We start from the raw sequence: 24,500 nt of genomic DNA, 5'->3' as shown, positions 1-24,500 counted from the left end.
GCCATTTGGTGTCGGTTCTACACCGACACGGGCGAGGCGGGGTCGAGGTGCCACAGTCTGACGGTTCGTGATCGGTCGCCGCGACACTTCCTCAGCGTCGGCATCATCTAGAAGGGGCGGAGGCTACGTGTCAGGGAAGTCTGGGTGAACTTTCCCGCGCGCCTCGGGTGGCCGGATCCAGCGCTTGTCATTGGCCAGACGCGATCCGTGCCACGAAGTGCAAACCCTTCACCCGCTTGGCGGCGGTCGCGGGCATAGCCGTACTCGCTCCGGTGATGGGCAGCGGCACCGCGTCGGCCGGTATCGACAGTTCCGGTTCCGTGATCGACGCGGACGGCGATCGCACCGAGGTGATATCGGGACCGATCACTTCTCCGGTCCACGGCTGCCGTGGCCGGCCCGCCTGGTCGAGTAGCTGGTGCAGGTCGTCGCCGTAGGGGTTGGTGCCGTGCCGCCACAGGGCCAGGATGCGCCGAAGAGGGTGCGCGGACCCGGGCAGTCGGGGCGGCCCCGATCGATGCCGGCTGAGCGAGGCCAGCGCAGCGTCAACCGCCCGGCGGAGGCGTCGCCCAGTGGGAGCAGTTCGCCCAGGCAGGTTTCGGGCGTCATCTCGCCGCGTTCGAGCCCGTCGGCGGATTCAGGCGGCGGCGAGCGCCACCACACACATCACGACGGTGAGGAACAGCCGGCGCTCCTCGAGACACACCAGCCCGCCAGTGGGTGAGGAGACTAGTGCGCCTTGGCCGTTCCCTTCCTGCGCGCGGCGGTGTCCGGTCGTGCTTCCGGTGCGGATTCGTCGCGGGACTGCGCCGCCGAGTCACCGGCTGTCATGATCCGAGGTTTGCGGAGTCTGTGCGGCTTCGGCTGTTGCTCGTCGTGGACCGCGTCAGACGACGTTGTTTCCGTGCTCGAGCTCACGTCGACGGTGGAACCCTCGGGAGCCTGCGGGTGGGCGTGCCCGCGACGGCCGATCCTCTTCACCCCGGCGACCAGGTGCCCGCCACCGGCCGCGACGTGCGCGCCGCCCGACCGGAGGCGGTCGCGGAACGTGTCGACGTGCTCGCTGGTGGCCTCGGCCGTGGCGGCCGCCGTGTCGAGGAGCTCGTCCCGAACCGAATCGCCGAGTTCCGCGATCTCCGGAGACGAGGCCAGGAACTCGGATCCCTGTGCGAGCAGATCCTCAGGCCCTTTGGGGGACCGTCCGCCCGTTCCAGCGATCTTCACGGCCATCTTCAATTGGTGCGTGCGCCCCAGCAGGTATCCGGCGCCGACCGCTGCGGCAACCTCAACTCTGGTTTTGGTTTTCATTATTTTCATGATGGAACCCACTTGCTGTGTGTCGTCGCCACGCACTGCGTCGGGCGTCGGGAGCAGGTGGAGCTGTGGCGCGTCGGTGCGCACGAGGCGTACATCGTGACTACCCCGTGTGCCCGGTCCCCAATCGCAAATTGCATCGGAAGCCCGCTGTGCGGAGATGGCCACCATCCCCGCATACGGACCCCGCCCGGACAGGCGGAGTATTGAGCGCGTGACGTCCGACCCTCAGTGGTGTGTGCGGCGACCGATCACCGCCTTGACCACGAATATCAAGATCAGCGCACAGCCTGGAAGCTCCAACGACGCGCAGACTGAGTTGGCCGGTGTCCAGACGGTTCACAGTCTGGACGAGTGCCTCACGTGCAGGTTCCGCGACCGCTTCTTCGATTTCGGCATCGACGGCGCGGCCAACTTGCCCACGCGCAGGCGAGCGCTGCAATGTCGACCAGCTGGTAGGCGTCTCTGGCGAAGAGCGCGCAAGGCAGAAGGTCGTCGACGACCGCGGGCAGGGTGTTGATCGGGGATTCTTCGGCCGCCTGTAGCGGAAGGATCTGCGAGTGCGCGCGCGTTGGTAAGGACCATCTGTGCGGTCCACCCCTCCGGGCCCGGCTGCGCCAGTGTGAGCACTGTGCCATCCGTGCCGTTGATGACCGTGGGTCCCGGCGCGGGCGCGGAGAGTGCCGAGGGCCACGACGCTGACCTGACATTCCCGATGATGCCCGGACCCGCCTGGAAACGGCGCCCACGACATAGCGCCTCGAGGATGATCTGTTCCATCTCCGGAGGTCTGCTGATTGTCGTGCACGCGTGTCAGGCTTGATGGGACGGGCCGTCGATGACGCGTCGCGGCCCGCGGGAGGGCTCGACTCGAAAGGGAACGTTCATGTCCGAGCAATCGCTGGTCAAACAGGTTGTGGCACAGGGAACGTCGATGGGCGGGGCGGTTCTCCTCATCACTGTCGGCGTTCTCGAATTCCTTCAAGGGATCTCCGCGATCGCCAAGGACCAGGTGATCATCGCCGGCATCGAATATACCTACCAATTCGACGTCACGGCGTGGGGATGGATTTATCTCGTGCTCGGCGTGATCGTCACCGGGATCGGTGCCGCATTGTTCACCGGGGCCGGCTGGGCGCGTGTCGGCGCGATGACGATCTGCGCTGTATCGATCTTCGCCAACTTCCTGTGGCTGCCCTACTACCCGTGGTGGTCGATCACGATCATCGCACTCAACGCCGTCGTGATCTGGGCGGTCGCCACCTGGAATCCTGAGGCGTTCTGACCGCTGTCAGGACTCAGGAAGCGTCCGCTATGGATGCATTCGCGCTGTGCTCTGTGCGCTGGCAAACCCCTGTACAACCTGCTCTCCCTTCATGAGTGGCCGGAGGACCGGCACCGCAGGTGAATACGGAACGAGTGGCTTCGACCTTTCGCGCAGCCGGTGAGATGCGCCTCGTTCCGGGGCCGCGACGTCCGCCACTGGCGCGATGTTGTGCGATTCACGAGGCGTATGAGGTCGTCCGCTGTGGAACAGCGGTGGCGGACGTTATCCGAGAGCGGTTGGACGACCGCCGGTTGCTGGGTGGGATAGCTACCGGGGCATGTGACCGGCGTTTCGGAAAGGCGATTTCCGTGAACTCTTCTCTGTCCCCCTTTTCACGAAAGGTGCGCGGGATCATCGTGAATACCGACGTCGTCTACCTGTCCGCCGGTGTGGCGTTGCTGCTCGCCGCGACCGTTCCGCGCATCGTGCGCAACCGGGCGGTATCGGCGCCGCTGGTGGTGCTCGCGGTCGGAGCGGTGGTGGGAGTGTTTCTCGGAAACGCCGATCTGGTGTCGCCGGTGGCGCATCCCGCGGTGGCCGAGCATGTGAGCGAGGGCTGTGTCATCGTCGCGCTGATGGGTGTCGGCCTGGCGATCGACCGGCCGCTCGGCTTACGGTCGTGGAACTCGACGTGGCGGCTGCTGGGCATCGCGATGCCGCTCGGTATCGCCGCGGTGGCGGTCCTCGGTTGGTGGGCGGCGGCGCTGACACCGGCTGCGGCGCTGCTGCTCGGTGCGGTGCTCGCTCCGACGGATCCGGTGCTGGCCTCCGACGTCCAGGTGGAGGGACCGTCGTCGGGGGACGATTCCGACCGTGAGGACGACGAGGTGCGGTTCGCTCTGACGTCGGAGGCCGGACTCAACGACGCCCTCGCGTTTCCGTTCGTCTATCTGGCGTTGTTCCTGATCACGAAGGGTCCGGCCGAGGATTGGATCGCGCGGTGGTTCCTGTGGGAGTTGGTCGGCAAGTCCGTGCTGGGCGCGGCGATCGGCGCGGTCGCCGGGTACCTGCTCGGCCGGGCGGTGTTCCACTTCCCGATTCCGCATGCGCGGCTGGCCGAGAGTGGTGAACCGATCGTCGCGCTGGCCGCCACGTTCGCCGTGTACGGGCTCACCGAACTCGTCGGTGGGTATGGCTTTCTCGCCGTGTTCGCGTGTGCGGTCGCGCTCCGTCGGATCGAGCGGGCACATACGTATCACGCCGAGATGCACCGTGTGATGGAACAACTCGAGCACGTCCTGACCCTCGCGGTACTGCTGTTGCTGGGCGTCGCGCTCACGTCGGGCCTGCTGGATCACCTGACCTGGGGTGGGGTGCTGGTTGCGGTGGCGCTCGTCGTTGTGATCCGTCCGGTCGTGGGGTGGGTGGCGTTGCTCGGCTGCCGCGAGATGACAATCCAGGAGCGGCGGGTGACCGCGTTCTTCGGTATCCGAGGCGTCGGCTCGATCTACTACCTCGCATTCGCTGCCGCGGTCGCGGGCATCGATCAGGAGAGCGCGTTGTGGTCGACGGCCGCGTTCGCCGTGGTCCTGTCGGTGTTCGTCCACGGCGTCACCGCCACGACCGTCATGCAGTTGCTCGACCGGGGGCGAGGCGACACCGCCGACGACGGCCGAACCGGGTAGAGACGGTTCGGTCGGGCTGGGGCGGAGCGTTCCGCGGCATCTCGACGATGCCGCGGTGGTCGCGTGCACCATCGACAACCCGGTGACGGACGGCACGGCCTACCTCTGTCGGCTGCCGCCCCGCCGACCTACCGCCGATCCGCGCAGGGAATGTTGGCGGGGGTCAGCGCGACGAGCCAGGTCATGTAGTGCTCGACCACGGTGCCTCCGAGTTCCCGGACAGCGGCGGCAGCGCGGTCGGCCTCCTCCGCGGTCCAGTCGCTGAACGTCGAGAACAGCCGGAACACTTGCCGGTCGTTCAGCTCGATGTTCCACCGGAACGTGCGGACCACGTCGACGGCGAACAGGCCCGAACGAGTGAACTCCGCGGTGAGCGCTGAAACATCCTCCGGATCGGGTCCGGGGCGAGGTGGTGTGCGACGGTCCTGCACGATCCGTGCGACATGCTCCCGGAACGGAGTCCTGGCATCGGGGTCTCCGAAGACGTTCCGCCACACCAGGAACCTTCCGTTGTCGGTCAGCGTGCGGTGGATCTTCGGAAGAGCGATATCGAGGTCGATCCAGTGAATCGATGTCGCCGCGATTGCGATATCGAAGGCCTTCTCCGGAAGCTCGGCGTCCTCGACGCATTCGACGATGACGGCCGCTTCGGGATGTGCACGTCGAAGGTGTGCGGCGAGCCGGCGGCCGGGCTCCACCGCCGTGACGTTCAGGCCCGCGGCGATCAGGGGACCGGTCGCCTGCCCCGTTCCCGCTCCGATGTCCAGGGCGCGGAGGCCGGGCTCGAGAACACCGAGACCGCGAAGACTGTCCCACAGGGCAGGCGGATGCGGCGGCCGCGCCTCACCGTAGATGCAGGCGTGCGCCTCGAAATGCATCGGATCGACCACGCCCGACAGTCTAGATTCCTGCGCAGACCGGCATGGTCGTCGATCCGCTGTCGCAGGACGTGCCGTCAGCCGAGCTCCTCGGCCAACGCGACGATGATGCCCGCGGGCCCGCGGACGTAGCAGAGCCGGTAGCTGTCCTGGTACTGCGCTACCTCACCGACGAGTTCCGCGCCGTGGGCTCGCAGACCGGCGACCGTGGCGTCGACGTCGTCGACGGCGAACATGATGCTCCGTAGACCCAGCGTGTTCCCCAGTGCGTTCTTCGGCTCGGCGCTGACGGCCGTCGGGTGGTGGAACTTCGTCAGCTCGAGCCGGCCGTGGCCGTCCGGGGTCCGCATCATCGTGATGTCGACTCGGACGCCGTCGAGCCCGTTGATGCGGTCCACCCAAGGTCCCTCGATCTGCGCCGCGCCCTCCCGCTCCATGCCGAGTTCGACAAAGAACGCAATAGCAGCCTCGAGGTCGTCGACGACGACGCTCACGTGGTCCATCCGCTGAATCGCCATGTGGTTCTCCCTAGTGGTCGCGCGGCCTGTCGTGGCCGCTGGTGTATCTGGGACGGAGCCGGCGCCGCATTCTCGACATCCGTGTAGAGAGTCCAGCAGGCGAGTTCTCATCGGTGCGCTGTTTCAGGGCCGGTACGTCGTCAGTGGCAACGGGTGCTCGGCGGGCCACAGCTGCAGCAAGACCGCCACGTCACTCCGGTCGGCGTCCCGTCCTCGCCCGTGGACCCGGATGATGCCATTCGGTATGCCGATCCGTCGAAGACGGAGCGGAAATTCCACTCGCGCATCGGGAATCAGTAGGTCAATGGAGCGTGGGTCGGTAGATCAGCTCCTGGATGTGACCGTCGAGTGTCCGGTGCTCGATCAGTTCCAGGTCGAAGTCGGCCGCACCCTGGAAGATCGGGTCGTCACCGGTCTGACCGGTGATCACCGGGAACAGCGTCACCTGCAGGCGGTCGACGAGGCCGGCGGCCAACAGTGCCCTGTTCATCGACAGGCTGCCGTGGGAACGCAGCGGCACGTCGGACTCCTGCTTGAGCCGGGCGACGACGTCGACGGCGTCGCCGCTCACGATGGTCGCGTCCGGCCAGTCCAGAGGTCCTTCCAACGTCGTCGACACCACCGTTGCCGGCAGACTCCTCATCCGAGTGACCCACGGGTCACGCACTTCGGACTCTTCGGTGCTCGATTCCAGCATCTGTGCAAATGCCCGATACGTGTTGGCCCCGAAGACCATCCGCTGCTCCGACCCGTACAGAGAAAGGCGGTGGTCGAGCAACTCGGGGCCTTGCTTGCCCCAGTACCCTCCCCAGTCTCCGTCGCTGACGCCGCCGTAGCCGTCGAGGCTGGAAAAGACGTCGAAAGTGTAGGTCGCGGTCATGTCGTTCTCCTCGAGTCACGTTTTATCGATGTAGGTACTGACTGGGATCCAATGCAAAACTCATCGTCGCCGATGGGGCGCAGCGTCGCGCGGGGTTCCGTGAGGTGGCTCTCCGCCCGCTACAGCCCCGAGATCGCGCTGTGGCGGGCGGAGCGGATCGCCTCTGTCGGAGGGGCGAACTACTCTTACCATCGCGACGGGCAACAGGTCGCCACTCACTGCCCCAGACCGGTGATCTGATCACGGTCCTGATCTGCGGAGTTCCGCGGATTGGCAGGCGTGCGGCGACCTGTTCCTCTGTGCAGAGCGGACCACGAGGGCCGCCACAGACACCGCGATCCCGGCCACCGCTGCGGACACCGATACCCACTGTGCTGCCGACACCTGTGCTTCAATCGCGTTATGCGCAAGTCACTGCTGATAGTCGCGTTGATCGCATCCTGGTCGGTTGCCGGGGCTGTGCCTGCGGGGGCTGCACCAACGCAGCCGTCCTGGTCGGGGGAGTACTCGTTGAAGCGCTTCGCCGCGACGAAGACCGGTACGAGTCTGGCAGCGCGGCAGTGGGAGCCCGACTTCGCTGATACGTACCGATTCGAGACGAGTTGCACGGACGACTCCTGCGTTGCCACCGTGACCGATGGGCCCACGCCGGCCAATCCGACACTGCCGCTACCACCGCGGTACACCTGGGACGGGACCAGCTGGGTCCACACCTACGACTGGGAGTGGGACTGCTATCAAGGCGAGGGCGTGCCGAAGGTGTGGGCACCCGCGCACTCGGTTGCGTACTACACACCCCAGCCAGACGGGACGTTGACCGGTTCCTGGCGCACCGATATCGACAGCGGCCCGTGCGAGGGCTCGGTGGTCATGGACGTCGCCGCCTATCCCGTCGAGCCGCCAGCCGGACCATTCGGCAGCAGTTCATAGGACGGGGACACGGAGCGGCCACACACCATCTGCACCCTTGCCTAGCTGCCGACCTGTGAGCATGCCCAGCGCTCATAGATCACGCGCGAGCCGAACGTCCTGGTCTCGACGAGGTCCAGCGGAACGTTTTCGGTGACCGGCGGCAGGAACGGCGTGCCGCCGCCGACGACGATCGGATTGCGGAACATGCGCAGCTCGTCTACGAGGCCGAGCTCGATTGCTGCCGCGGCCAGGCCGGCGCCGCCGATCGCGACGTCCTTGTCGGTCGCGGCGAGCGCTGCGGCGATCTCGTCGGCCACCGACGCCTCGGCGAGCCGGGCGTTGCCGTGAACGCTGTCGAGCGTGCGGCTGAAGACGACCTTCGGGATAGTGCCCCAGACGTCGGCGAACGCGGCCTGGGGTTCGTGGTCGCGCATCGACGGGTCGGTTTCCCACGGAAGCATGGTCTCGTAGAGCTTACGGCCGCAGAGATAGCCGCCGAGCCCGCGTATCTGCTCGATGTGGAAACGGAACTGCTCGTCGTTGGGCACCGTCCACCCGAATCCGCCCTTCCGGTCGGCGATGAAGCCGTCCACCGAGACGCTCATCGAGTAGATCAGCATGGCAATGTCACCGTTGAGCTGGACATTCCGCTCTCCATCCTTCTGCACGCTGCTCAGCCACACACTGTGATCGATCGCGAGACGACGACGGTCCGTCGTGGGCGGTCCACGCGATCGTACGGCGGGTGTCGGCACATGCAGCACCCGATCGACGATCATGGACGGCATGGCGAACACGAGAACCCAGCCGGGCGAGATCGTCCGAGAGTCGTACGCGGCCAGATCCCGGGAGTACACGGATCTCTTCGGCTCCATGACGTCGACACACCCGTCCGATCGGACCCTGGTGAGCAGCTGGGCCGCCGCCCTGACGGGTCCCGTGCTCGACGCCGGATGCGGTCCGGGGCAGTGGACCGACTTCGTGGCCGCATGCGGAGCCGATGTGAGCGGGATCGACCTCGTGCCCGAGTTCGTGGAACGGGCTCGTGCGCAATATCCGGACCTCTCGTTCCGCGTCGGCAGCTTCGAGGCAATGGACGCCGCCGCAGAGTCACTGGGTGGTGTGTTGTCCTGGTACTCGCTCATTCACCACAGTTCACTCGACATCCAGCGTCCGCTCGCCGAGTTCGCGCGCGTGATCCGACCGGGCGGAGGGCTTCTGGTCGGCTTCTTCGAAGGAGCGACCGTGGAGAAATTCGATCATGCCGTGACCACTGCTCATCGTTGGCCGGTTGCCGAACTCGGACGGCAACTAGCCGAGGCCGGCTTCGAGGTGATCGAGACACATACCCGAACCGGGAGCGGCTGCAGGCCTCACGGCGCAATCACCGCACGCCGGCGGAGCATCCGGTGACGGCTACAGCCGTGGGTCCACCGGCTCGGACTCGAGCGCCAGAACCGCGAACATCGTTTCGTGGACTCGCCACAGCGGGTCGCCTTCGGTGAATCTGGTCAGCGCCTCGAAGCCGAGCGCATGTTCGCGCAGGGCCATCGATCGTTTGCGACCGAGTGAGCGGTCGCGGAGAACGTCGAGGTTCTCGGTGTAATCGGGGCCGTAGATGATTCGCAGGTACTCCCGCCCCCGCACCTTGATGCCCGGCTGAATTCTCCGGTGTGCCAGTGCTGCGGGTGTGGGGCCGAGTGGCTTGACCACCATGCCCTCGCCGCCGGCATCGGTCAGTCGCGACCACCAGGTGGTCGCCGCGTCCCGGGACTCGTCGGAGGTGAGATCGACGAACCGGTGCCTGGTCTCGGCGATGAGGGGATCGTCGAGTGCCGCGAGCTTCGCGAGGTGCCACGAGTGCGGTTCGGTGACTGCGGTTGCGCGGCCTTCACACGCAAGGATGTGGAACGGCGCGAGCCGCACCCCGTCCAGGCCGGTCACCGGCCGGCAGTACCGCGCGTACGCGTCCCTGAAACGACGGGCGTTGGCTGCGCGGGTTCGGCTGTGGGTCAACAGGTCTGCGACGTCCAACCCTCGCGCCGCAGCGGTTTCCAGTGCGGTGATCGCGTCCGGCAGCGCCGCACCCGCCGCGGCGCCGACCGATGCGTACTGGCTGCGGATCAGCTCTCCTGCCTTCGCCGACCACGGCAGCAGTTCGCAATCGAGCGCCAGCCACGACGATTCGAGGTCGTCCATCAGCGGCCCGCACGCGGTGCGGAGCCGGTCCACCAGTGCGCTCATGGTGGTCGGGTCGTCGAAGAACGGTCGGCCGGTGCGGGTGTAGACGATCCCCGAGCTTCCGTCGGTGACGCCGAACCGCTCCGCCGCGGTTGCGGCGTCGCGGGCCAGCACGGCGATCGCCCGCGAACCCATGTGCTTCTCCTCGCACACGATCTCGGTGACCCCACTTGCCGCGAACTCGGCGAAGGCCTGCGCGGGGTGCTCCAGGTAGCTGTCGAGGCTCGAGGTGGCCGGCGGAGCCATGGTCGGCGGCAGGTACACCAGCCATCGCGGGTCGACGGCGAACCGGCTCATGATCTCGAGCGCGGCGGCGGAGTTCTCCTCGCGCACCTTGATGCGTCCCTTGTGGTAGCGGACGTCGATGTGCCGTGTTCCGCGCACGTCGTCGACCGACAACAGGGCAGGATCGCGCTCCGTCCGACGACCCGGCGTGGCCGGCCCCGTGCCGAGTGGTCGCGCCGGTGCGAACCACGCCTGCTCCGCCGGAACGGACACGATGTCCTTCTCCGGGTATCGCAGGGCGGTCAGCTTTCCGCCGAAGACGACTCCGGTATCGAGGCAGATGGTGTTGTTGATCCACTCGGTCTCCGGCACGGGGGTGTGGCCGTAGACGACGACGGCCCGTCCACGGTACTCGTGGGCCCACGGGTACCGCACCGGCAGTCCGTACTCGTCGGTCTCGCCGGTGGTGTCGCCGTACAGGGCGAACGAACGCACGCGCGCCGATGCGCGGCCGTGGTAGGCCTCCTTCAGCCCGGCGTGCGCGACCACCAGATTGCCGCCGTCGAGTTCGTAGTGGCTGATCAGGCTGTCGATGAAGGCGTGCGCCGACGTACGGAAGCCGTCGGATTCCGCGGCGAGCTGATCGAGCGACTCCTGCAGACCGTGCGAGGCGGCGACCTTCCGGCCGTGCAGCGCCCGGGCGAGCTTCTGTTCGTGATTTCCCGAGACGCACAGCGCCGTTCCGGCCGCCACCATGCCCATCACCAGGCGCAGCACTCCCGGGGTGTCCGGTCCGCGGTCGACCAGGTCGCCGACGAACACGGCGGTCCGCCCCTCGGGGTGGTGGGCGCCGGCACCATCGGGCTGGAGCCGCCAGCCGAGTTCCCGCAGCAGCGTTTCCAGTTCGCTTCGGCAGCCGTGCACGTCGCCGATGATGTCGAACGGTCCGGTCAGATCCCGCTTGTCGGTCCAGGCCTTCTCGGTCGACACCGTCGCCGAGTCGATGGCGTCGACTCCGGTGAGCATGTGCACGCGCCGGAACCCTTCGCGTCCGATCTTCGGCAGTGACCGCCGAAGGTCCTTGTGCTGCCGTCGGATCACGTGTGCACCGAAGTCGCGGTCCGGTCGGGTCGCGTTGCGCGCGATCGCGACGTCGTCGGGAACGTCGATCACGATCGCGTCCACCAGGACGTCGTGGGACTTGGCCAGATCGATCAACGCCTTGCGCGCTTCACGCTGCACATTCGTGGCATCGACGACCGTGAGCAGACCGCGCCGCAGCCGGGTCCCTGCGATGTAGAGCAGCACGTCGAAGGCGTCCGAGGTTGCGGCCTGGTCGTTTTCGTCGTCGGCCACCAGCCCCCGGCAGAAGTCGGACGACAGCACCTGGGTCGGGGCGAAATGCCGTGCGGCGAAGCCGGATTTGCCGCTGCCGGACACACCCACGAGAACCACCAGCGACTACGCAGGCACAGAGATGTCAGGCATCGGCGCCACCCGCCCGTGCGAAGACCGCCATCTGGGTCGGTGGACCGACCTCGGGGTCGTCCTCGCCGACCGGCCGGAAGTCGGCGGTGTATCCGTGGATCCGGCAGACGGTGCCTGCCCACGAGCGGAATTCGGCCCTGGACCACTCGAAGCGGTGGTCGCGGTGACGCATTCCCTCGAGTTCGGGGTACCGCACGTTGTACTCGGAGTTGGGTGTCGTCACGATCACGTGCCCGGGCCGCGCGGCACCGAAGATCACCTGTTCGAGTGCGGTGAGCCGCGGCGGGTCGATGTGCTCGATGACCTCCATCAACACGGCAGCGTCGTAGCCGGCGAACCTGTGGTCGGTGTAGGTGAGGGCTGCCTGGAACAGTTGCAGACGCTCGCGGCGTCGCTCCGGCATCCGATCGAGCCGCAGTCGGCGTGCCGCGATCGTCAGCGCCCGAGTCGACACGTCGACGCCGGCGATCTCGGTGAAACGGGGATCGTTCAGCAGTGCGGCGACGAGTCGACCGGAACCGCATCCGAGGTCGATGACGGTGCGGGCGTCCAGTTCGCAGAGTGCGCCGAGGACCGCCTCGCGCCGAAGCAGGTTCAGCGGCGGTGCGGCCGTCGTGTCCGCCCCGCACACAATGCCCGCCGCGTCGCTGCCGGGCTCCTCGTCGACCGGTGGTTCCAGCTGCTCCGGGACGTCGTCGCCGAGTTCGGCGAGCCGCTCGAACGCCGAGCGCGTCAGGGCGGACTGATGCCGCAGGTAGCGGCTGGTGATGAGGTGTGTCTCCGGGTGCTCCGCGAGCCAGGATCCACCGGCCCGGATCAGCTTGTCGACCTCGTCGGAGGCGACCCAGTAATGCTTGGCGTCGTCGAGCACCGGAAGCAGGACATAGAGGTGATTGAGGGCGTCGGCGAGCCGGATGTCGCCGCGCAGGGTGAGCCGCACATAGCGGGAGTCACCCCATTCCGGAAACGCTTCGTCGAGTGGCACGGGGCGTGCCTCGACAGTCCACCCCAGCGGGGTGAAGAGGCGTTCGGCCAACTGCGGACCACCTCGACACGGCAGCGCGGGCAGCGAAATCTCCAGGGGGATCGGCGTGGCGGCCAACTCCGGCTTGACGGTGCATCGTCCCGCGCGGGCGGTGCGGAAGACGTCCGCCAACGCCACCGACAGCAGCGACGACGCGGCGTACGGACGGTCGTTGACGTACTGGCCGAGCGCGTAGTCGGCGGACCTGCCCGCTGTGCGGGCGAGCCGGATCGCATCGACATCGAGCAACAGTGCCGCCGTGCAACGATTCTCGTTCGCCTCGGGATAGAACACGCGTGCGACACCGCAGGATTGGGTGAACTCCTGAACCCGATCGGGGTGCTTGTGCAGCAGGTATCCGAGATCGGTTGCCGGGCGCACCGTCGTGGAAATCGTCAGGATCACCAGGCACAGTCTGCCGTAGCCAGGGCGTCCGCCGCACCCGGATTTCGGTCGGGTCGGAAGAGGCCGGACTCCGATGACGACGATCTCACATGCTGTCGAAGATGCGCTGTTCCGGGACGCCGGCGTTCTGTGCCGAGGTGACGGCGTCGAGGAGGTCGTCGGTGAGTTGCTCGAAGGTGGCGGTGCGGACCCGTTCCGGCGGCCGATCGCTCGGTTGGGTGGTCAGGAAGCAGTGCAGCATCGCGCAGGTGTCGCGCACGTGTTCGAGCGCCCGGCGTTGGTCGTCGTTCATCGCAGGTCCGATTGGCGTTCGACGCCGGGCGTCGGCGTCTCGTGGGGTTCCCTGGGCGGGCAGGCGTGGTCGACCGCCCGCAGCAAATCGTGGGTGAGTCGTCGGTAGGTGGAGAGCCATCGGTGGTCGACGGGTTCGTCGCGCAGATACGCAGTCAGGGTGGCGGTGTTCTCGCCGGTATCCAACCATCGGCGCAGGTCGGTGGTGCGATCCTGGACGTGCTGCAACAAAGTGTGTGGCGAAACGGGCATCGAGTCTCCTCTGGTGTGGAATTCCCTTCGGCGAGAATGAATTTCACGTGGCGGCGAGCTTCCCGAGCCATTGTTGCGTATACCGGTGTCCGATGCCGGTGTTTCCCGGTCTGTGCCACCACGGCCGGGGTCGGACCAACTCGTGACTGCCGACGGCTGATCGGTCGGCCCGCGCCGGAAAACTTGCTCGACTCCGGTTCCGTCGCGGTGGTGGCGGGCGGACAATCGATGGGTACGACATCAAGCCCATGACCGAGAAGGAGTGGAGCCGTGAACCGGACCGACCTCCCACAGACACTGCGGAGATCATCGAAGGAGGTGCAGGCCGCTTTCGCTACGGCACACGAGACAGCCGTTCGGCGGTACGGCGAGGGCGAGGAGGCTCAACGAGCGGCGTACGGGGAGCTCAAACAATCGTACGAACTCGTGACCGACCACTGGGTGCCCAAGCAGGACTGATGTCGCACCCGTGAGTACTTCTCAACCGCCGGACGTTGACAAGTGCTCACGGGTGGATGGGCCTCAGACGACGGCTGACCAGATCTCGTCGACGGACCGATCGGAAGCGTCGGTGCGGAGAGCCTGAGCGACGAGCAGGCGTCCAGTGTTTTCCAGGTGCCCGCGCATCGCGGCTTCTGCCTCGTCGGGGTGCCCGGCGATGATCGCGTCGATGACCGGTGTGTGCTCGTCGTCGATGTCGGTGAGGGTTCTGGTCTTGTCGGCGGTGTTGGCCCCGAGGAGCCTGGTGGTCTCGCGCAGTGTCTTGACGATGGCGCGGGCCCGGCTGTTGTCGGCGGCATCGAGGATCAGGTCGTGAAGCCCGAGGTCATGGTGGGCGAACTGGTGTTCGTCGCCGACGGCGGCCGCGTCCCGCATCAGGCGCTGTTGGCGTAGTAATGCGTTCGACAGGGTGGGGTCGGATGCGGTCGCGGCCTTGCGGACGGCGGGAAGTTCCAGCGCCAATCGGACTGCGAAGATCTCGGCGATCTCCTTGGGCTGGGGGAGCAGAATGCGGAATCCCTGCCGGGCCTCGAACTTGATGAGTCCCACTTCCTCGAGGCGGAGCAGCGCGTCGCGCACGGGGGTGCGGGAGATGCCCAGGCCCTCGGCTAGTTGGTAGACCGAATACTTCACTCCCGGCTTCATGCGGCCGTCGTCGATGGCTGCCCGCACGGCCGCGACGGCCTGCTCCATCCGTCGTCCCGGGAACGGGGTGAGCGGTTCGAGTTCGAGCGCTTCGTCTGCCACCCGAACACTGTAACAACACGGGACTGTTCGTAGCATGCTAGAAGCTGTAGCATGCTACGAATGATCACCGCTGAATCACTGGCCGCTGAGCTGCGCAGTTCTGGAGTGAGCGATGTTCTCTCCGACGGCACGACCCGCGCCGCCTATTCGTCCGACGCTTCCCTCTACCGGGTGCGGCCGCTGGTCGTCGCGCGGCCACGACACGCCGACGAGGTCGAGGCGGCGCTCGCGGTGTGCCGCCGGGAGGGCGTCTCCCTGACCAGTCGTGGGGGCGGCACCTCGGTGGCGGGCAACGCGGTCGGGACCGGACTGATCCTGGACTTCAGCCGGCACATGAACCGGGTGCTCTCCGTCGACCCGGACGCACAGACCGCCACGGTGGAGCCGGGCACGATCCAGGTGGTGCTGCAGCAGGCCGCTGCCGCCCACGGGTTGCGGTTCGGCCCCGATCCGTCGACGTTCACGCGCTGCACGATCGGCGGCATGATCGGCAACAACGCGTGCGGGTCCCGCACCCTCGGATACGGCCGGACCTCGGACAACGTGACGGGCCTCCACGTGCTCACCGGAACCGGGGAGTCGCTGCGACTGGGCGCGGCGGGTGAGCTGCCGGCATCCCCGGCGCTGAGGGCATTGCAGCAGGTCACCCGCGGCGGCTTGGCGACCATCCGCACCGAACTCGGCCAGTTCGGCCGTCAGGTGTCCGGCTATGCCCTCGAACATCTCCTGCCGGAGAACCGGTTCGACGTGACCCGCATGCTGGTCGGTACCGAGGGCACGCTCACGGTGGCGACCCAGGCCACGGTACGACTGGTGTCCGAGCCCGCCCACCGCGTTCTGGTCGTCCTGGGATACCCCGACATCGCGTCGGCGGGGGACGCGACCCCGCTGGTGCTGAAGTTCGATCCGACGGCCTGCGAGGGGATCGATTCCCGGATCGTCGACGTCGTGCGTGAGCGTCGCGGCCCGGAGGCGGTGCCGCCGCTGCCGACGGGGGCGGCCTGGTTGTTCGTCGAGGTCGTCGGCGAACAGCTCGACGAGACGATCGCCCGGGCTCGGCAGGTCGGACGGGACTGCGGCGCCGTGGACAGCCTCGTGGTCACCGACGCCGCCCGCGCCGCCGAGTTGTGGCGGATCCGGGCCGACGGAGCCGGGCTTGCCGGGCGCAGCCCCGCCGGACTGCCCGCGCATGCGGGGTGGGAGGACGCGGCGGTGCCACCGGCGATGCTGGGCAACTACCTCCGCGACTTCGATGCGCTGATGAACGAATACAACGTCACCGGCCTGCCGTACGGGCATTTCGGTGACGGTTGCCTGCACGTGCGCATCGACTGGCCGCTCGACGAGCCCGGCGGCAGCGGCATCTTCCGGGAGTTCCTGGTGGCGGCAAGCACACTGGTCGCCGGCTACGGCGGTTCGCTGTCGGGTGAGCACGGTGACGGCCGCGCCCGCAGCGAACTCCTCCCGCTGATGTACTCACCGGACGCGATGACACTCTTCGCCGCCGTCAAGCACGTGTTCGACCCGGACAACATCCTCAACCCGGGTGTCGTCGTCGATCCCCGCCCGGTCGATGCGGATCTGCGGGTACCTGCTGCCCCGCTCGTGCGCCGTCGACTCGCGATGGCCTATCACCACGACGACGGCGACTTCACCCAGGCCGTGCACCGCTGCACCGGCGTCGGGAAGTGCCGGGCCGACAACACCGCCACCGGGGGCGTGATGTGCCCGTCGTATCAGGCGACCCGGGAGGAGAAGGACTCCACCCGCGGCCGCGCGCGCGTTCTGCAGGAAATGATCAACGGCACCGCCGTCGACGGAGGCTGGCGTTCGCCGGAGGTCCACGACGCCCTCGACCTGTGCCTGTCCTGCAAGGGTTGTTCCTCGGACTGCCCGACCGGGGTCGACATGGCCGCGTTCAAATCCGAAGTGCTGCACCAGAGCTACAAGGGTCGTATCCGCCCTGCCTCCCACTACTCGCTGGGGTGGCTCCCACGCTGGGCGAAGATCGCCAGCCGAGCCCCCGGCCCGGTCAACGCCGTGATGCGCATACCCGGCATCGGACCGCTGGCATTGTCGTCGGCCGGAGTGGACAGGCGCCGCACCATCCCACCGTTCGCGAAGCAGACGTTCCGGTCCTGGTTCAAGGCCACCGAGAACGACCGTGCCACCACCGGTGACCCGGTGCTGCTGTTCGTGGACTCGTTCACCAACTACTTCACTCCCGAGGTCGGGCACGCCACCGTGCGGGTGCTCGAGGCCGCCGGTTACCGACCGCAGTTGACCGACAAGCAGCAGTGCTGCGGACTGACCTGGATCTCGACCGGTCAACTCACCGCGGCGAAGAAGATCCTCGGACGCACCGTCGACGCACTGTCCGGCAGCGCCGCGGCCGGAGTCCCGATCGTCGGCATGGAGCCGTCCTGCACCGGGGTGCTGCGTTCGGACGCCGCGGAACTGCTGGGCAGGGCGGTCGCCGACCCGGTCGCCGGGGCCACCCGCACCCTGGCGGAGCTGCTGACGGACCGAGGGTGGGAACCGCCGTCTCTGGAAGGCAAATCGGTTGTCGCGCAGCCGCACTGTCATCACCATTCGGTGATGGGGTGGAGTCCGGACGCGCAGCTCCTGGAGAACGCCGGTGCACAGGTGCAGCGGTTGGGCGGATGCTGCGGCCTGGCCGGGAACTTCGGCGTCGAGAAGGGACACTACGAGGTGTCGGTGGCCGTCGCCGAGCAGCAGCTCCTCCCGGCCGTGGCCGGAGCCGATGCCGACACCACCATCCTCGCGGACGGCTACTCCTGCCGCACCCAGCTCGCTGATCTGACCGATCGTCGCGGTGACCACCTGGCGCAGCTGCTCGCTGCGCAGCTCGACGCCGATGCTGCACGGCGACGGGACTGAACGTCGCGTGCGCGCACGACAAGGGGCGGCGGCGGGAGACGGTGTGTCTCGCCTGCCGCCGCCCCGGGTGTCAGTTCGTGGCGGGTGCGGGGTGAGTGGTGACGGGTGGGTTGATGCGACGGCGAAGCCGGTAGGCGATCAGAGTCGCGACAAGGGCTCCGACGCTCAGGGAGATCTGCGAGCGCGACGATTCGACGTAGAACATCGACACCAGCACGGCGAGGATGCCGCCTGCGGCGAGGATGGACAGGTAGGGGAACAGCCACATCTTCAGGCGGAGTCGGGCGACTTCGTCCCGGGTCATCAGGCCACGCAGTTTGATCTGCGACATCGCGATCATGAGGTAGACCATCAGGATGGTGGCGCCGGAGGCGTTGAGCAGGAAGGCGAACACGGTGTCGGGGGAGAGGTAGTCCAGGCCGATGCAGGCGAAGCCGACGAGGGTTGCGAGGAGCAACGAGTTGCGGGGGACGCCGCGGCTGTCCAGCTTTGCGATGCTTTGTGGCGCATCGCCTTTGTGCGCGAGGGTGAAGAGCATCCGCGAGGACGTGTAGAGGCCGGAGTTCAGGCAGGAGAGTACGGCGACGAGCACCACGGCGTTCATGATGTCGGGTCCGCCGGGGATGCCCATCTGGGCGAGGGCGTCGACGAACGGCGACTGGCCAACCGTGACGTCGGTCCAGGGGACGATGACGGCGAGCAGCAGCACGGAGCCGATGTAGAAGAACCCGATGCGGGCGATCACGGAGTTGGTGGCCTTGGCGACGGCCTTCTCCGGCTCGGCGGATTCGGCGGCGGCGATGGTGGCGATTTCGGGGCCCACCATGGAGAAGACGGCGACGACGACGCCGGAGAGGATGACGGTCCAGCCGTTGGGGGTGAAGCCGCCGTGATCGGTGAGGTTGGAGAAGTCGGCGGAATGGCTCGGCCACAGGCCGAAGACGTAGGCGGCACCGAGGGCGAGGAACAGCAGGATCGCGGCGACCTTGATCCCTGCGAACCAGTATTCGAACTCGCCGAAGTTGCGGACGGAGCGGAGGTTCGTGGCGACCATCGCCAGCAGCAGGACGACCGCCATCACCCAGGAGGGCAGGTCGATCCAGCGTTGCAGCAGTTTGCCGCCGATGACGGCTTCGGCGCCGACCGCGACGACCCAGAAGAACCAGTACAGCCAGCCGGTGGTGAAACCGGCCCACCCCCCGAAGGCCTTGCGGGCATATCCGGCGAACGATCCGGTCGACGGGTTGGTGGTGGCCATTTCGCCGAGCATGCGCATCACGAGGACGATGACGACACCGGTGATGGCGTAGGACACGAATGCTGCGGGGCCGGAGGTGTGCAGCAGGGCGCTCGAACCGACGAAGAGGCCGGCGCCGATGACACCTCCGATCGCGATCATGGTGAGGTGTCGTTGTTTCAGAGACTTCTGCAACGTCTCGGGCGGTTGTTCGGGAGTGGACATCACACGCTCCAAAGGTCGAGTCGGACACGAGATCGAAAGCGCGAGCTGAGGCGAGATGGCGAACTTCCGATCGTGTGTGATCAACGTAACGGCCGCCCACGTAGCATGCTAGGGACAGGCGCCAGAACTTTTCGCCCCGTCGGTCAGACACTTGTATGGCCGACTCGGAATGATCGCCGTACGTATCGCCTACGAAACACGCTGTTCACGGAGATGGTGAAGTGAATCTCGATGAAGTGGTCACCGAGGTGGCCGAACGACTGTCGGCGTCGGTGGTCCTGGTCGACCGGGCCTTTTCGTTGATCGCCTACAGCACCCAGTCGCCTGACGTCGACAAGGATCGGGTGCAGTCGATCCTCACTCGCAGTTGCCCGCCGGACGCGCGCGCGTGGTACGAAAACTTCGGGATCGCCAATACCACGCGCCCGGTGATCACGCCAGAGAATCCGGATATTGAAGCGTCGCCGCGGATCTGTCTTCCGGCTCGCCACGCAGGCGCGGCGTACGGGTATCTGTTCGTGCTGCCGGATGAGAACAGCGCCGTGTCCGACGGCGATCTCACCGCCGTCATGTACCTGGCAGGCCAGGCCGGCGCACAACTCGCACGAACCGCCCGCGGTCGTGACGATCTGGCGGTCGCCGTCACAGACCTCCTCGAAGGCGACCGAAAGGCGTTCGCCCGTGCGACTACTCGCATCGAAGACTCCGGGCTCTTTCCGGACGGCTGCGTGTTGACCGTGCTGGCCGTCGACGGTCTCCTGCCCGCCCCCGGCGCACGCGCTCTGCTGGCACCGATCGGGTCGCTGACCGCGGTGATGATCCCCGCCGGCGACGGCGCCGTCGATCCCGTTCGGTCCGTTGCCGAAAGCGGTGCGGGTGCCGGGGCTCTGGTCGGGGTGGGGGGTGCGTGCCAGGGGTTGCGGTCTGCCCGCCGCAGCTGGCAGCAAGCCAAACTCGGTGTCCGGGTCGCCCGGCACGACGAATCGATGGGGCCGATCGCGTACTGGGAAGAACTCGGCATCTACCGGTTGGCGTCCTGCGGGCCCAGCGGCGTCGTCGCCGATGCGGTCCTCACGCCGTCGGTGCGGGCCCTGCTCGACCACCGCAACGTCGACCTGCTCGTCACCGCACGGACTTACCTGGACCAGGCCGGTGACACCGGCGCAACGGCCGGTGTCCTCGGCATTCACCGTCAGACGCTGTACTATCGCCTCGCCAAGATCGAGGACATCACCGGCCTCGATCTCTCGGTGGGTGCGCAGCGCCTCGAGTTGCACGTCGGTCTCACGCTGGGGCGCTTCATCTTCGAGCGCCAGGGTGCACGGGACCCTGTCACCGGCCAGGAGAACTGACTTCCCCTCGGAGGAGTTCTCACCGCGTCTCGGCCGTGTTCACCACGGCTCGCACGATCTCGGTGACGGCCCGCACGGTGGGCCGGGTCTCCGAGCCGGCGAGGCGCAGGAGCACGATCCGCCTGCCGATCTCCTGGGCGAGGTCGACCCGGACGATCGGCACCGAGCTGTTGAGCCTGATCATCATGTCCGTGACCGGAGCCGCACCCAGCCCCTTCGCGGCCAGCGCCAGGGAGACGGCGGTGTCGACGATTTCGTGACGTGTGATCGGTTCGAAACCTTCCTGCCGGCAGGCGATTCGGATGGCGCGACCGAACTGGGTTTCCGTGGGCGGCAGAATCCAGTCCCACTCCGCGGCCTCGCGCAGATCGATCGTGCACTCGGTGCGGATGCCGTATGCACCGGACGAGACGGCGAGTCCGAATCGCTCGCTGCGCAGGGTGATCATCTCGATATCCGGAGTGCGGGGCATCGGCGAATGGGGATAGTCCAGCCCGAACGCGACGTCGACCTGTCCGCGCTGGACCGCGGTGGCGGCCTCGTCGACGTCGAGTTCGCGGCTGCTGAGGGTGAGGTGCGGGTACTCGCGCTGCGCGGCGGCCACCACCGGCGGCAGCAGCGCGGCGGCGGTACTGCCGAAGGTGCCGAGCAGAAGGGGCGCGGCCACGTCGTCGTGGACTGCGCGGAGCGCGTCGAGGGCGGACTGTTCCGCGCCCAGGATCTTCACGGCGTGTTCGGCCAGGACGACGCCGGAATCGGTGAGGACGACGTTGCGTCCCACCTTGGTGACGAGCTGCGAGCCGACGGCCTTCTCCAACGCTGCGATCTGCTGCGATACGGCGCCGGCGGTGTAGCCGAGTTCTTCGGCGACCGCGACCATCGTTCCGCGGCGGGCCAGTTCCCGGAGCGTGACGAGGTGGGCCAGACTCATATTCATATAGGGATCCTAAACGGTTGTGGCTAGTTTTCTTCGCTGGTGCTATTCGATCCGGCACGCCACGATGAACGAGCGAGAACGAAATGTCGAACCGCTGCACAGTTCGAAAACCTTCCGCACACTACGAATTCGCTCTCGCACCCGATCCCCGTCGACCCTGGAGCTGCACGCATGCCGATCACCCAGCAGTGGGAACTGCGCGCCGAGTTCGCTCGCCGCCTCTCGCACCTGTACGGGAAGGAAGTTCCCGCCTACACCACGTTGCTCGAGGTGTCGCAGGCCGTCAACGAGGCGGTGCTGTCGCGGCCCGGCTCCGATGCCGAGCGACTCGGCTCGGTCGCCCGGCTCACCGCGGAACGCCACGGTGCCATCCGCGTGGGCACCCCGCAGGAGATGGCGCAGGTGGCCCGCGTGTTCGCGGCCATGGGCATGTACCCGGTCGGGTTCTACGACCTGCGTGAGGCTGCTGCCAGTTCCGTCCCGGTCGTCTCGACCGCCTTCCGGCCCACGGACCCGGACGAGCTGGCGCGCAACCCCTTCCGGGTGTTCACCTCGATGCTCGTGCCCTCGGACCGCCGCTTCTTCAGCGAGGATCTGCAGCAGCGGCTCGAGGGTTTCCTCGCCAGGCGCACGCTGTTCACCCCCGAACTGCTGGTCCTCGCCGACAGGGCCACCGAATACAAGGGATTGAACGCCGGGGACGCGGAGATGTTCCTGACCCTCGCGACGGCGGCATTCAAGCTCTCCGCCGAGGCCGTCGACCGCGCCTGGTACCGCGAACTCGAACAGGTGTCCTCGGTGGCCGCCGACATCGGTGGTGTCACCAGCACCCACATCAACCACCTGACCCCGCGGGTACTGGACATCGACGATCTGTACGCCCGCATGGAGCGTCGCAGCGTCGACATGATCGACACTATCCAGGGACCGCCCCGGTGGGCCGGGCCGGATCTGCTGCTGCGTCAGACCTCGTTCCGCGCCCTCGCCGAGCCGCGGGTATTCCGCGAATCAGACGGCAGCGTCGAGAAGGGTTCGCTGCGAGTGCGTTTCGGTGAGGTCGAAGCCCGCGGCATCGCCGCCACCGTCCGCGGCCGCGCGGTCTACGACCGGCTGACGGCCGAGACCGAGCAGGCGGTCCGGGAGGCCGCCGCCGCCGCGCCGGTGTCGGCCGAGGCGCGTAATCAGATCGCCGCGGAGTTGTGGAATCAGCAGATGCCTGCCACCGAGCAGGGGTTGGCCCTGCACGACCTCGCCTACTTCACCTACACCGTGAACACCGGCAAGCAGCGGAGCGGGCACACCCCGTCCCGGTCGCTGCCGGATCTGATCGACCAGGGCTGGGTCCGCCCCGAGCCGATCGTCTACGAGGATTTCCTGCCGAAGTCCGCCGCGGGGATCTTCCAGTCCAACCTGACGTCGGATGGCCGCAAGGACACCACGCAGTCGGTCACCGCGGTCGACGCCGCCTGGATGGAGGGAGTTCTGGGTCGACCTCTGCACGACCCGTATGCGCTCTACGACGGGATCCGCCGCGCATCCCTCGACCGTGTTGCCCACCAATTGGGAATCCGTGGACCCGTCGAAGAACCGGCACCCATCGCTACCTCACCCATCGCTACCCAGGGAGTCAAGTAAATGAGCACCGCTGTCGCCGCCACCATCACCCTGCCCACCACCGACGAACTGCGCACCCTCGCACGCACCAGCCTGCAGCGATGTGGGGTCGACCCGGCCGTGCTCGACACCGCCGGGGTGAAGAACACCATCACCGCCCGCACCCCGGTCACCGGGGAGAGCCTGTTCGACTACCCGGCCGCCGGCGCCGCCGACGTCGAGGCCGCGATCGACGCCGCCCACGAGGCGTTCCTGCAGTGGCGCACCGTTCCCGGCCCGGTCCGCGGATTCCTGATCAAACGCCTCGGCGAACTGCTCACCGAGCACAAGGAAGACGTGGCGAACCTGATCAGCATCGAGGTCGGCAAGATCCGCTCGGAGGCACTCGGCGAGGTCCAGGAGATGATCGACATCTGTGACTTCGCGGTCGGACTGTCCCGGCAACTCGACGGCCGCACCATGCCCTCGGAGCGCCCGGGCCACCGCCTGATGGAGACCTGGCACCCGCTCGGTGTCGTCGGCGTCGTCTCCGCGTTCAACTTCCCGGCCGCGGTGTGGTCCTGGAACCTGGCCCTGGCCATCGTCTGCGGTGATGCGGTGATCTGGAAGCCCGCGCAGCTGACCACCCTGACCGCCGCCGCCTGCTCGGCGCTGTTCGACCGTGCCGCAGAAGAATCCGGTGCCCCGGCCAACCTGAACGTTCTCGTCTCGGCGAGTGCCGCGGACACGCAGGCCCTGATCGACAGCCCGAAGGTGCCGCTGATCTCGGCCACCGGTTCCGAGCGGATGGGGGAGCAGATCGCCCCGCGCGTCGCCGCCCGCTTCGGCCGCGCCATCCTCGAACTCGGCGGCAACAACGCCGCGATCGTCACCCCGTCCGCGGACCTCGACATCGCCACCCGCGGCATCGTGTTCGCTGCCGCGGGCACCGCCGGTCAGCGGTGCACGTCGATGCGCCGCATCATCGTGCACGAATCCATCGCCGACGAGCTGGTCGACCGGATCTCCCAGGTCTACGGCCGCCTCCCGATCGGCGACCCGTTCGCCGACGGCACCCTCGTGGGCCCGCTGATCGACGGCAAGTCCCACGCCAACATGACCGCAGCCCTCGACAAGGCCGTCGCGCAGGGCGGGCGGATCCTCGTCGGTGGTCGACGCCGCGAGAGCAGCGACAACTCGTACTACGTCGAGCCCGCGATCGTGCGGATGCCGACCCAGAGCGAGATCGTCAAGGACGAGACGTTCGCACCGATCCTCTACGTGCTGACCTACGACACGTTCGAGGAGGCGATCGCCCTGCACAATGACGTCCCGCAGGGTCTGTCGTCGTCGATCTTCACCACCGACCAGCGGGAGGCGGAACGCTTCATCGCCGCCGACGGTTCGGACTGCGGCATCGTCAACGTCAACATCGGCACGTCCGGCGCCGAGATCGGCGGCGCGTTCGGCGGGGAGAAGACCACCGGCGGCGGCCGCGAATCCGGTTCGGACGCCTGGCGCGCCTACATGCGCCGCGCCACCAACACCATCAACTACTCCCGTGAGCTGCCCCTGGCTCAGGGCGTCAACTTCGGCTGACCTCCCCCCTTTCGAATCGCACGAGGAG

General features: G+C 67.4%; 21 protein-coding genes. 9 read left to right on the top strand and 12 right to left on the bottom strand.

The features are described 5' to 3' along the window. Positions 1–729: 729 nt before the first annotated feature. Positions 730–1,308, bottom strand: a complete 579-nt coding sequence (locus ACFU5V_RS24975; RefSeq protein WP_378702779.1) for a hypothetical protein — start codon at positions 1,306–1,308, stop codon at positions 730–732. A gap of 892 nt (positions 1,309–2,200) precedes the next feature. Between ACFU5V_RS24975 and ACFU5V_RS24970 the strand changes: the two genes are divergently transcribed. Continuing rightward, positions 2,201–2,599: a hypothetical protein gene (locus ACFU5V_RS24970; protein WP_378702778.1), complete on the top strand. Its 399-nt coding sequence runs from the start codon at positions 2,201–2,203 to the stop codon at positions 2,597–2,599. Between the two features lie 395 nt (positions 2,600–2,994). Next, positions 2,995–4,266: a cation:proton antiporter gene (locus ACFU5V_RS24965; protein ID WP_378433895.1), complete on the top strand. Its 1,272-nt coding sequence runs from the start codon at positions 2,995–2,997 to the stop codon at positions 4,264–4,266. Between the two features lie 128 nt (positions 4,267–4,394). Here the strand turns inward: ACFU5V_RS24965 and ACFU5V_RS24960 are convergent, their stop codons facing one another. The 3 genes from ACFU5V_RS24960 to ACFU5V_RS24950 form a co-directional block, all read right to left on the bottom strand. Next, complete coding sequence (locus tag ACFU5V_RS24960; protein ID WP_378702777.1) at positions 4,395–5,156, bottom strand: class I SAM-dependent methyltransferase; 762 nt, start codon at positions 5,154–5,156, stop codon at positions 4,395–4,397. A gap of 65 nt (positions 5,157–5,221) precedes the next feature. After that, a complete protein-coding gene (locus tag ACFU5V_RS24955; protein ID WP_378433884.1) occupies positions 5,222–5,662 on the bottom strand; it encodes a VOC family protein in 441 nt (146 codons plus the stop codon). A gap of 301 nt (positions 5,663–5,963) precedes the next feature. Beyond that, a complete protein-coding gene (locus tag ACFU5V_RS24950; RefSeq protein ID WP_124394022.1) occupies positions 5,964–6,542 on the bottom strand; it encodes a dihydrofolate reductase family protein in 579 nt (192 codons plus the stop codon). Between the two features lie 402 nt (positions 6,543–6,944). On the opposite strand from ACFU5V_RS24950, the gene ACFU5V_RS24945 reads away from it, so the two are divergent. Further along, on the top strand, positions 6,945–7,472 hold the full coding sequence (locus ACFU5V_RS24945) for a hypothetical protein (RefSeq protein ID WP_378702776.1): 528 nt from the start codon (positions 6,945–6,947) through the stop codon (positions 7,470–7,472). Positions 7,473–7,513: 41 nt separating this feature from the next. Here the strand turns inward: ACFU5V_RS24945 and ACFU5V_RS24940 are convergent, their stop codons facing one another. Continuing rightward, on the bottom strand, positions 7,514–8,329 hold the full coding sequence (locus ACFU5V_RS24940) for a dihydrofolate reductase family protein (protein ID WP_378702775.1): 816 nt from the start codon (positions 8,327–8,329) through the stop codon (positions 7,514–7,516). Between ACFU5V_RS24940 and ACFU5V_RS24935 the strand changes: the two genes are divergently transcribed. Continuing rightward, positions 8,241–8,867 (top strand): class I SAM-dependent methyltransferase, encoded by a 627-nt coding sequence (locus ACFU5V_RS24935; RefSeq protein ID WP_378702774.1) that lies wholly within the window; start codon positions 8,241–8,243, stop codon positions 8,865–8,867. The genes ACFU5V_RS24940 and ACFU5V_RS24935 overlap by 89 nt on opposite strands. Positions 8,868–8,870: 3 nt before the next feature. On the opposite strand, the gene ACFU5V_RS24930 is transcribed toward ACFU5V_RS24935, so the two are convergent. The 4 genes from ACFU5V_RS24930 to ACFU5V_RS24915 form a co-directional block, all read right to left on the bottom strand. After that, on the bottom strand, positions 8,871–11,378 hold the full coding sequence (locus ACFU5V_RS24930) for a polynucleotide kinase-phosphatase (protein ID WP_378702893.1): 2,508 nt from the start codon (positions 11,376–11,378) through the stop codon (positions 8,871–8,873). A gap of 22 nt (positions 11,379–11,400) precedes the next feature. Further along, on the bottom strand, positions 11,401–12,837 hold the full coding sequence (locus ACFU5V_RS24925; protein WP_378433889.1) for a 3' terminal RNA ribose 2'-O-methyltransferase Hen1: 1,437 nt from the start codon (positions 12,835–12,837) through the stop codon (positions 11,401–11,403). Between the two features lie 85 nt (positions 12,838–12,922). Continuing rightward, the gene (locus ACFU5V_RS24920; RefSeq protein WP_378433890.1) at positions 12,923–13,129 is read right to left on the bottom strand and encodes a hypothetical protein; all 207 of its coding nucleotides are present in this window, start codon (positions 13,127–13,129) and stop codon (positions 12,923–12,925) included. After that, the gene (locus tag ACFU5V_RS24915) at positions 13,126–13,380 is read right to left on the bottom strand and encodes a hypothetical protein (RefSeq protein ID WP_378433891.1); all 255 of its coding nucleotides are present in this window, start codon (positions 13,378–13,380) and stop codon (positions 13,126–13,128) included. The genes ACFU5V_RS24920 and ACFU5V_RS24915 overlap by 4 nt, the downstream gene beginning before the upstream one ends. Positions 13,381–13,650: 270 nt before the next feature. Between ACFU5V_RS24915 and ACFU5V_RS24910 the strand changes: the two genes are divergently transcribed. Beyond that, entirely contained in the window at positions 13,651–13,839 is a 189-nt protein-coding gene (locus tag ACFU5V_RS24910) for a ChaB family protein (RefSeq protein ID WP_012687742.1), read from the top strand. Between the two features lie 63 nt (positions 13,840–13,902). Here ACFU5V_RS24910 and ACFU5V_RS24905 read toward each other — a convergent pair whose 3' ends face one another. Then, positions 13,903–14,628 (bottom strand): GntR family transcriptional regulator, encoded by a 726-nt coding sequence (locus ACFU5V_RS24905; RefSeq protein WP_378433892.1) that lies wholly within the window; start codon positions 14,626–14,628, stop codon positions 13,903–13,905. Between the two features lie 51 nt (positions 14,629–14,679). Here ACFU5V_RS24905 and ACFU5V_RS24900 point away from each other — a divergent pair, with 51 nt between their 5' ends. Further along, complete coding sequence (locus ACFU5V_RS24900) at positions 14,680–17,529, top strand: FAD-binding and (Fe-S)-binding domain-containing protein (RefSeq protein WP_378702773.1); 2,850 nt, start codon at positions 14,680–14,682, stop codon at positions 17,527–17,529. Between the two features lie 70 nt (positions 17,530–17,599). On the opposite strand, the gene ACFU5V_RS24895 is transcribed toward ACFU5V_RS24900, so the two are convergent. Next, entirely contained in the window at positions 17,600–18,991 is a 1,392-nt protein-coding gene (locus ACFU5V_RS24895) for an amino acid permease (protein ID WP_378702772.1), read from the bottom strand. Positions 18,992–19,212: 221 nt separating this feature from the next. Between ACFU5V_RS24895 and ACFU5V_RS24890 the strand changes: the two genes are divergently transcribed. Next, on the top strand, positions 19,213–20,343 hold the full coding sequence (locus ACFU5V_RS24890) for a PucR family transcriptional regulator (RefSeq protein ID WP_378702771.1): 1,131 nt from the start codon (positions 19,213–19,215) through the stop codon (positions 20,341–20,343). 19 nt (positions 20,344–20,362) lie between these two features. On the opposite strand, the gene ACFU5V_RS24885 is transcribed toward ACFU5V_RS24890, so the two are convergent. Next, positions 20,363–21,280: a LysR family transcriptional regulator gene (locus ACFU5V_RS24885; RefSeq protein ID WP_378439811.1), complete on the bottom strand. Its 918-nt coding sequence runs from the start codon at positions 21,278–21,280 to the stop codon at positions 20,363–20,365. Positions 21,281–21,451: 171 nt separating this feature from the next. Between ACFU5V_RS24885 and ACFU5V_RS24880 the strand changes: the two genes are divergently transcribed. Both ACFU5V_RS24880 and ACFU5V_RS24875 read left to right on the top strand, forming a co-directional pair. Further along, positions 21,452–22,915, top strand: coding sequence for a VOC family protein (locus ACFU5V_RS24880; protein WP_378702770.1), 1,464 nt, complete (start codon positions 21,452–21,454; stop codon positions 22,913–22,915). Next, positions 22,916–24,472: an aldehyde dehydrogenase family protein gene (locus ACFU5V_RS24875; RefSeq protein WP_378702769.1), complete on the top strand. Its 1,557-nt coding sequence runs from the start codon at positions 22,916–22,918 to the stop codon at positions 24,470–24,472. Positions 24,473–24,500: the final 28 nt, after the last annotated feature.

The sequence above is a fragment of the Rhodococcus sp. NPDC057529 genome (assembly GCF_042802055.1).
Lineage (GTDB): Bacteria > Actinomycetota > Actinomycetes > Mycobacteriales > Mycobacteriaceae > Rhodococcus_F.
Note: the sequence above shows the minus strand (reverse complement) of the source record. Positions and strands in the feature narration are given on the sequence as shown.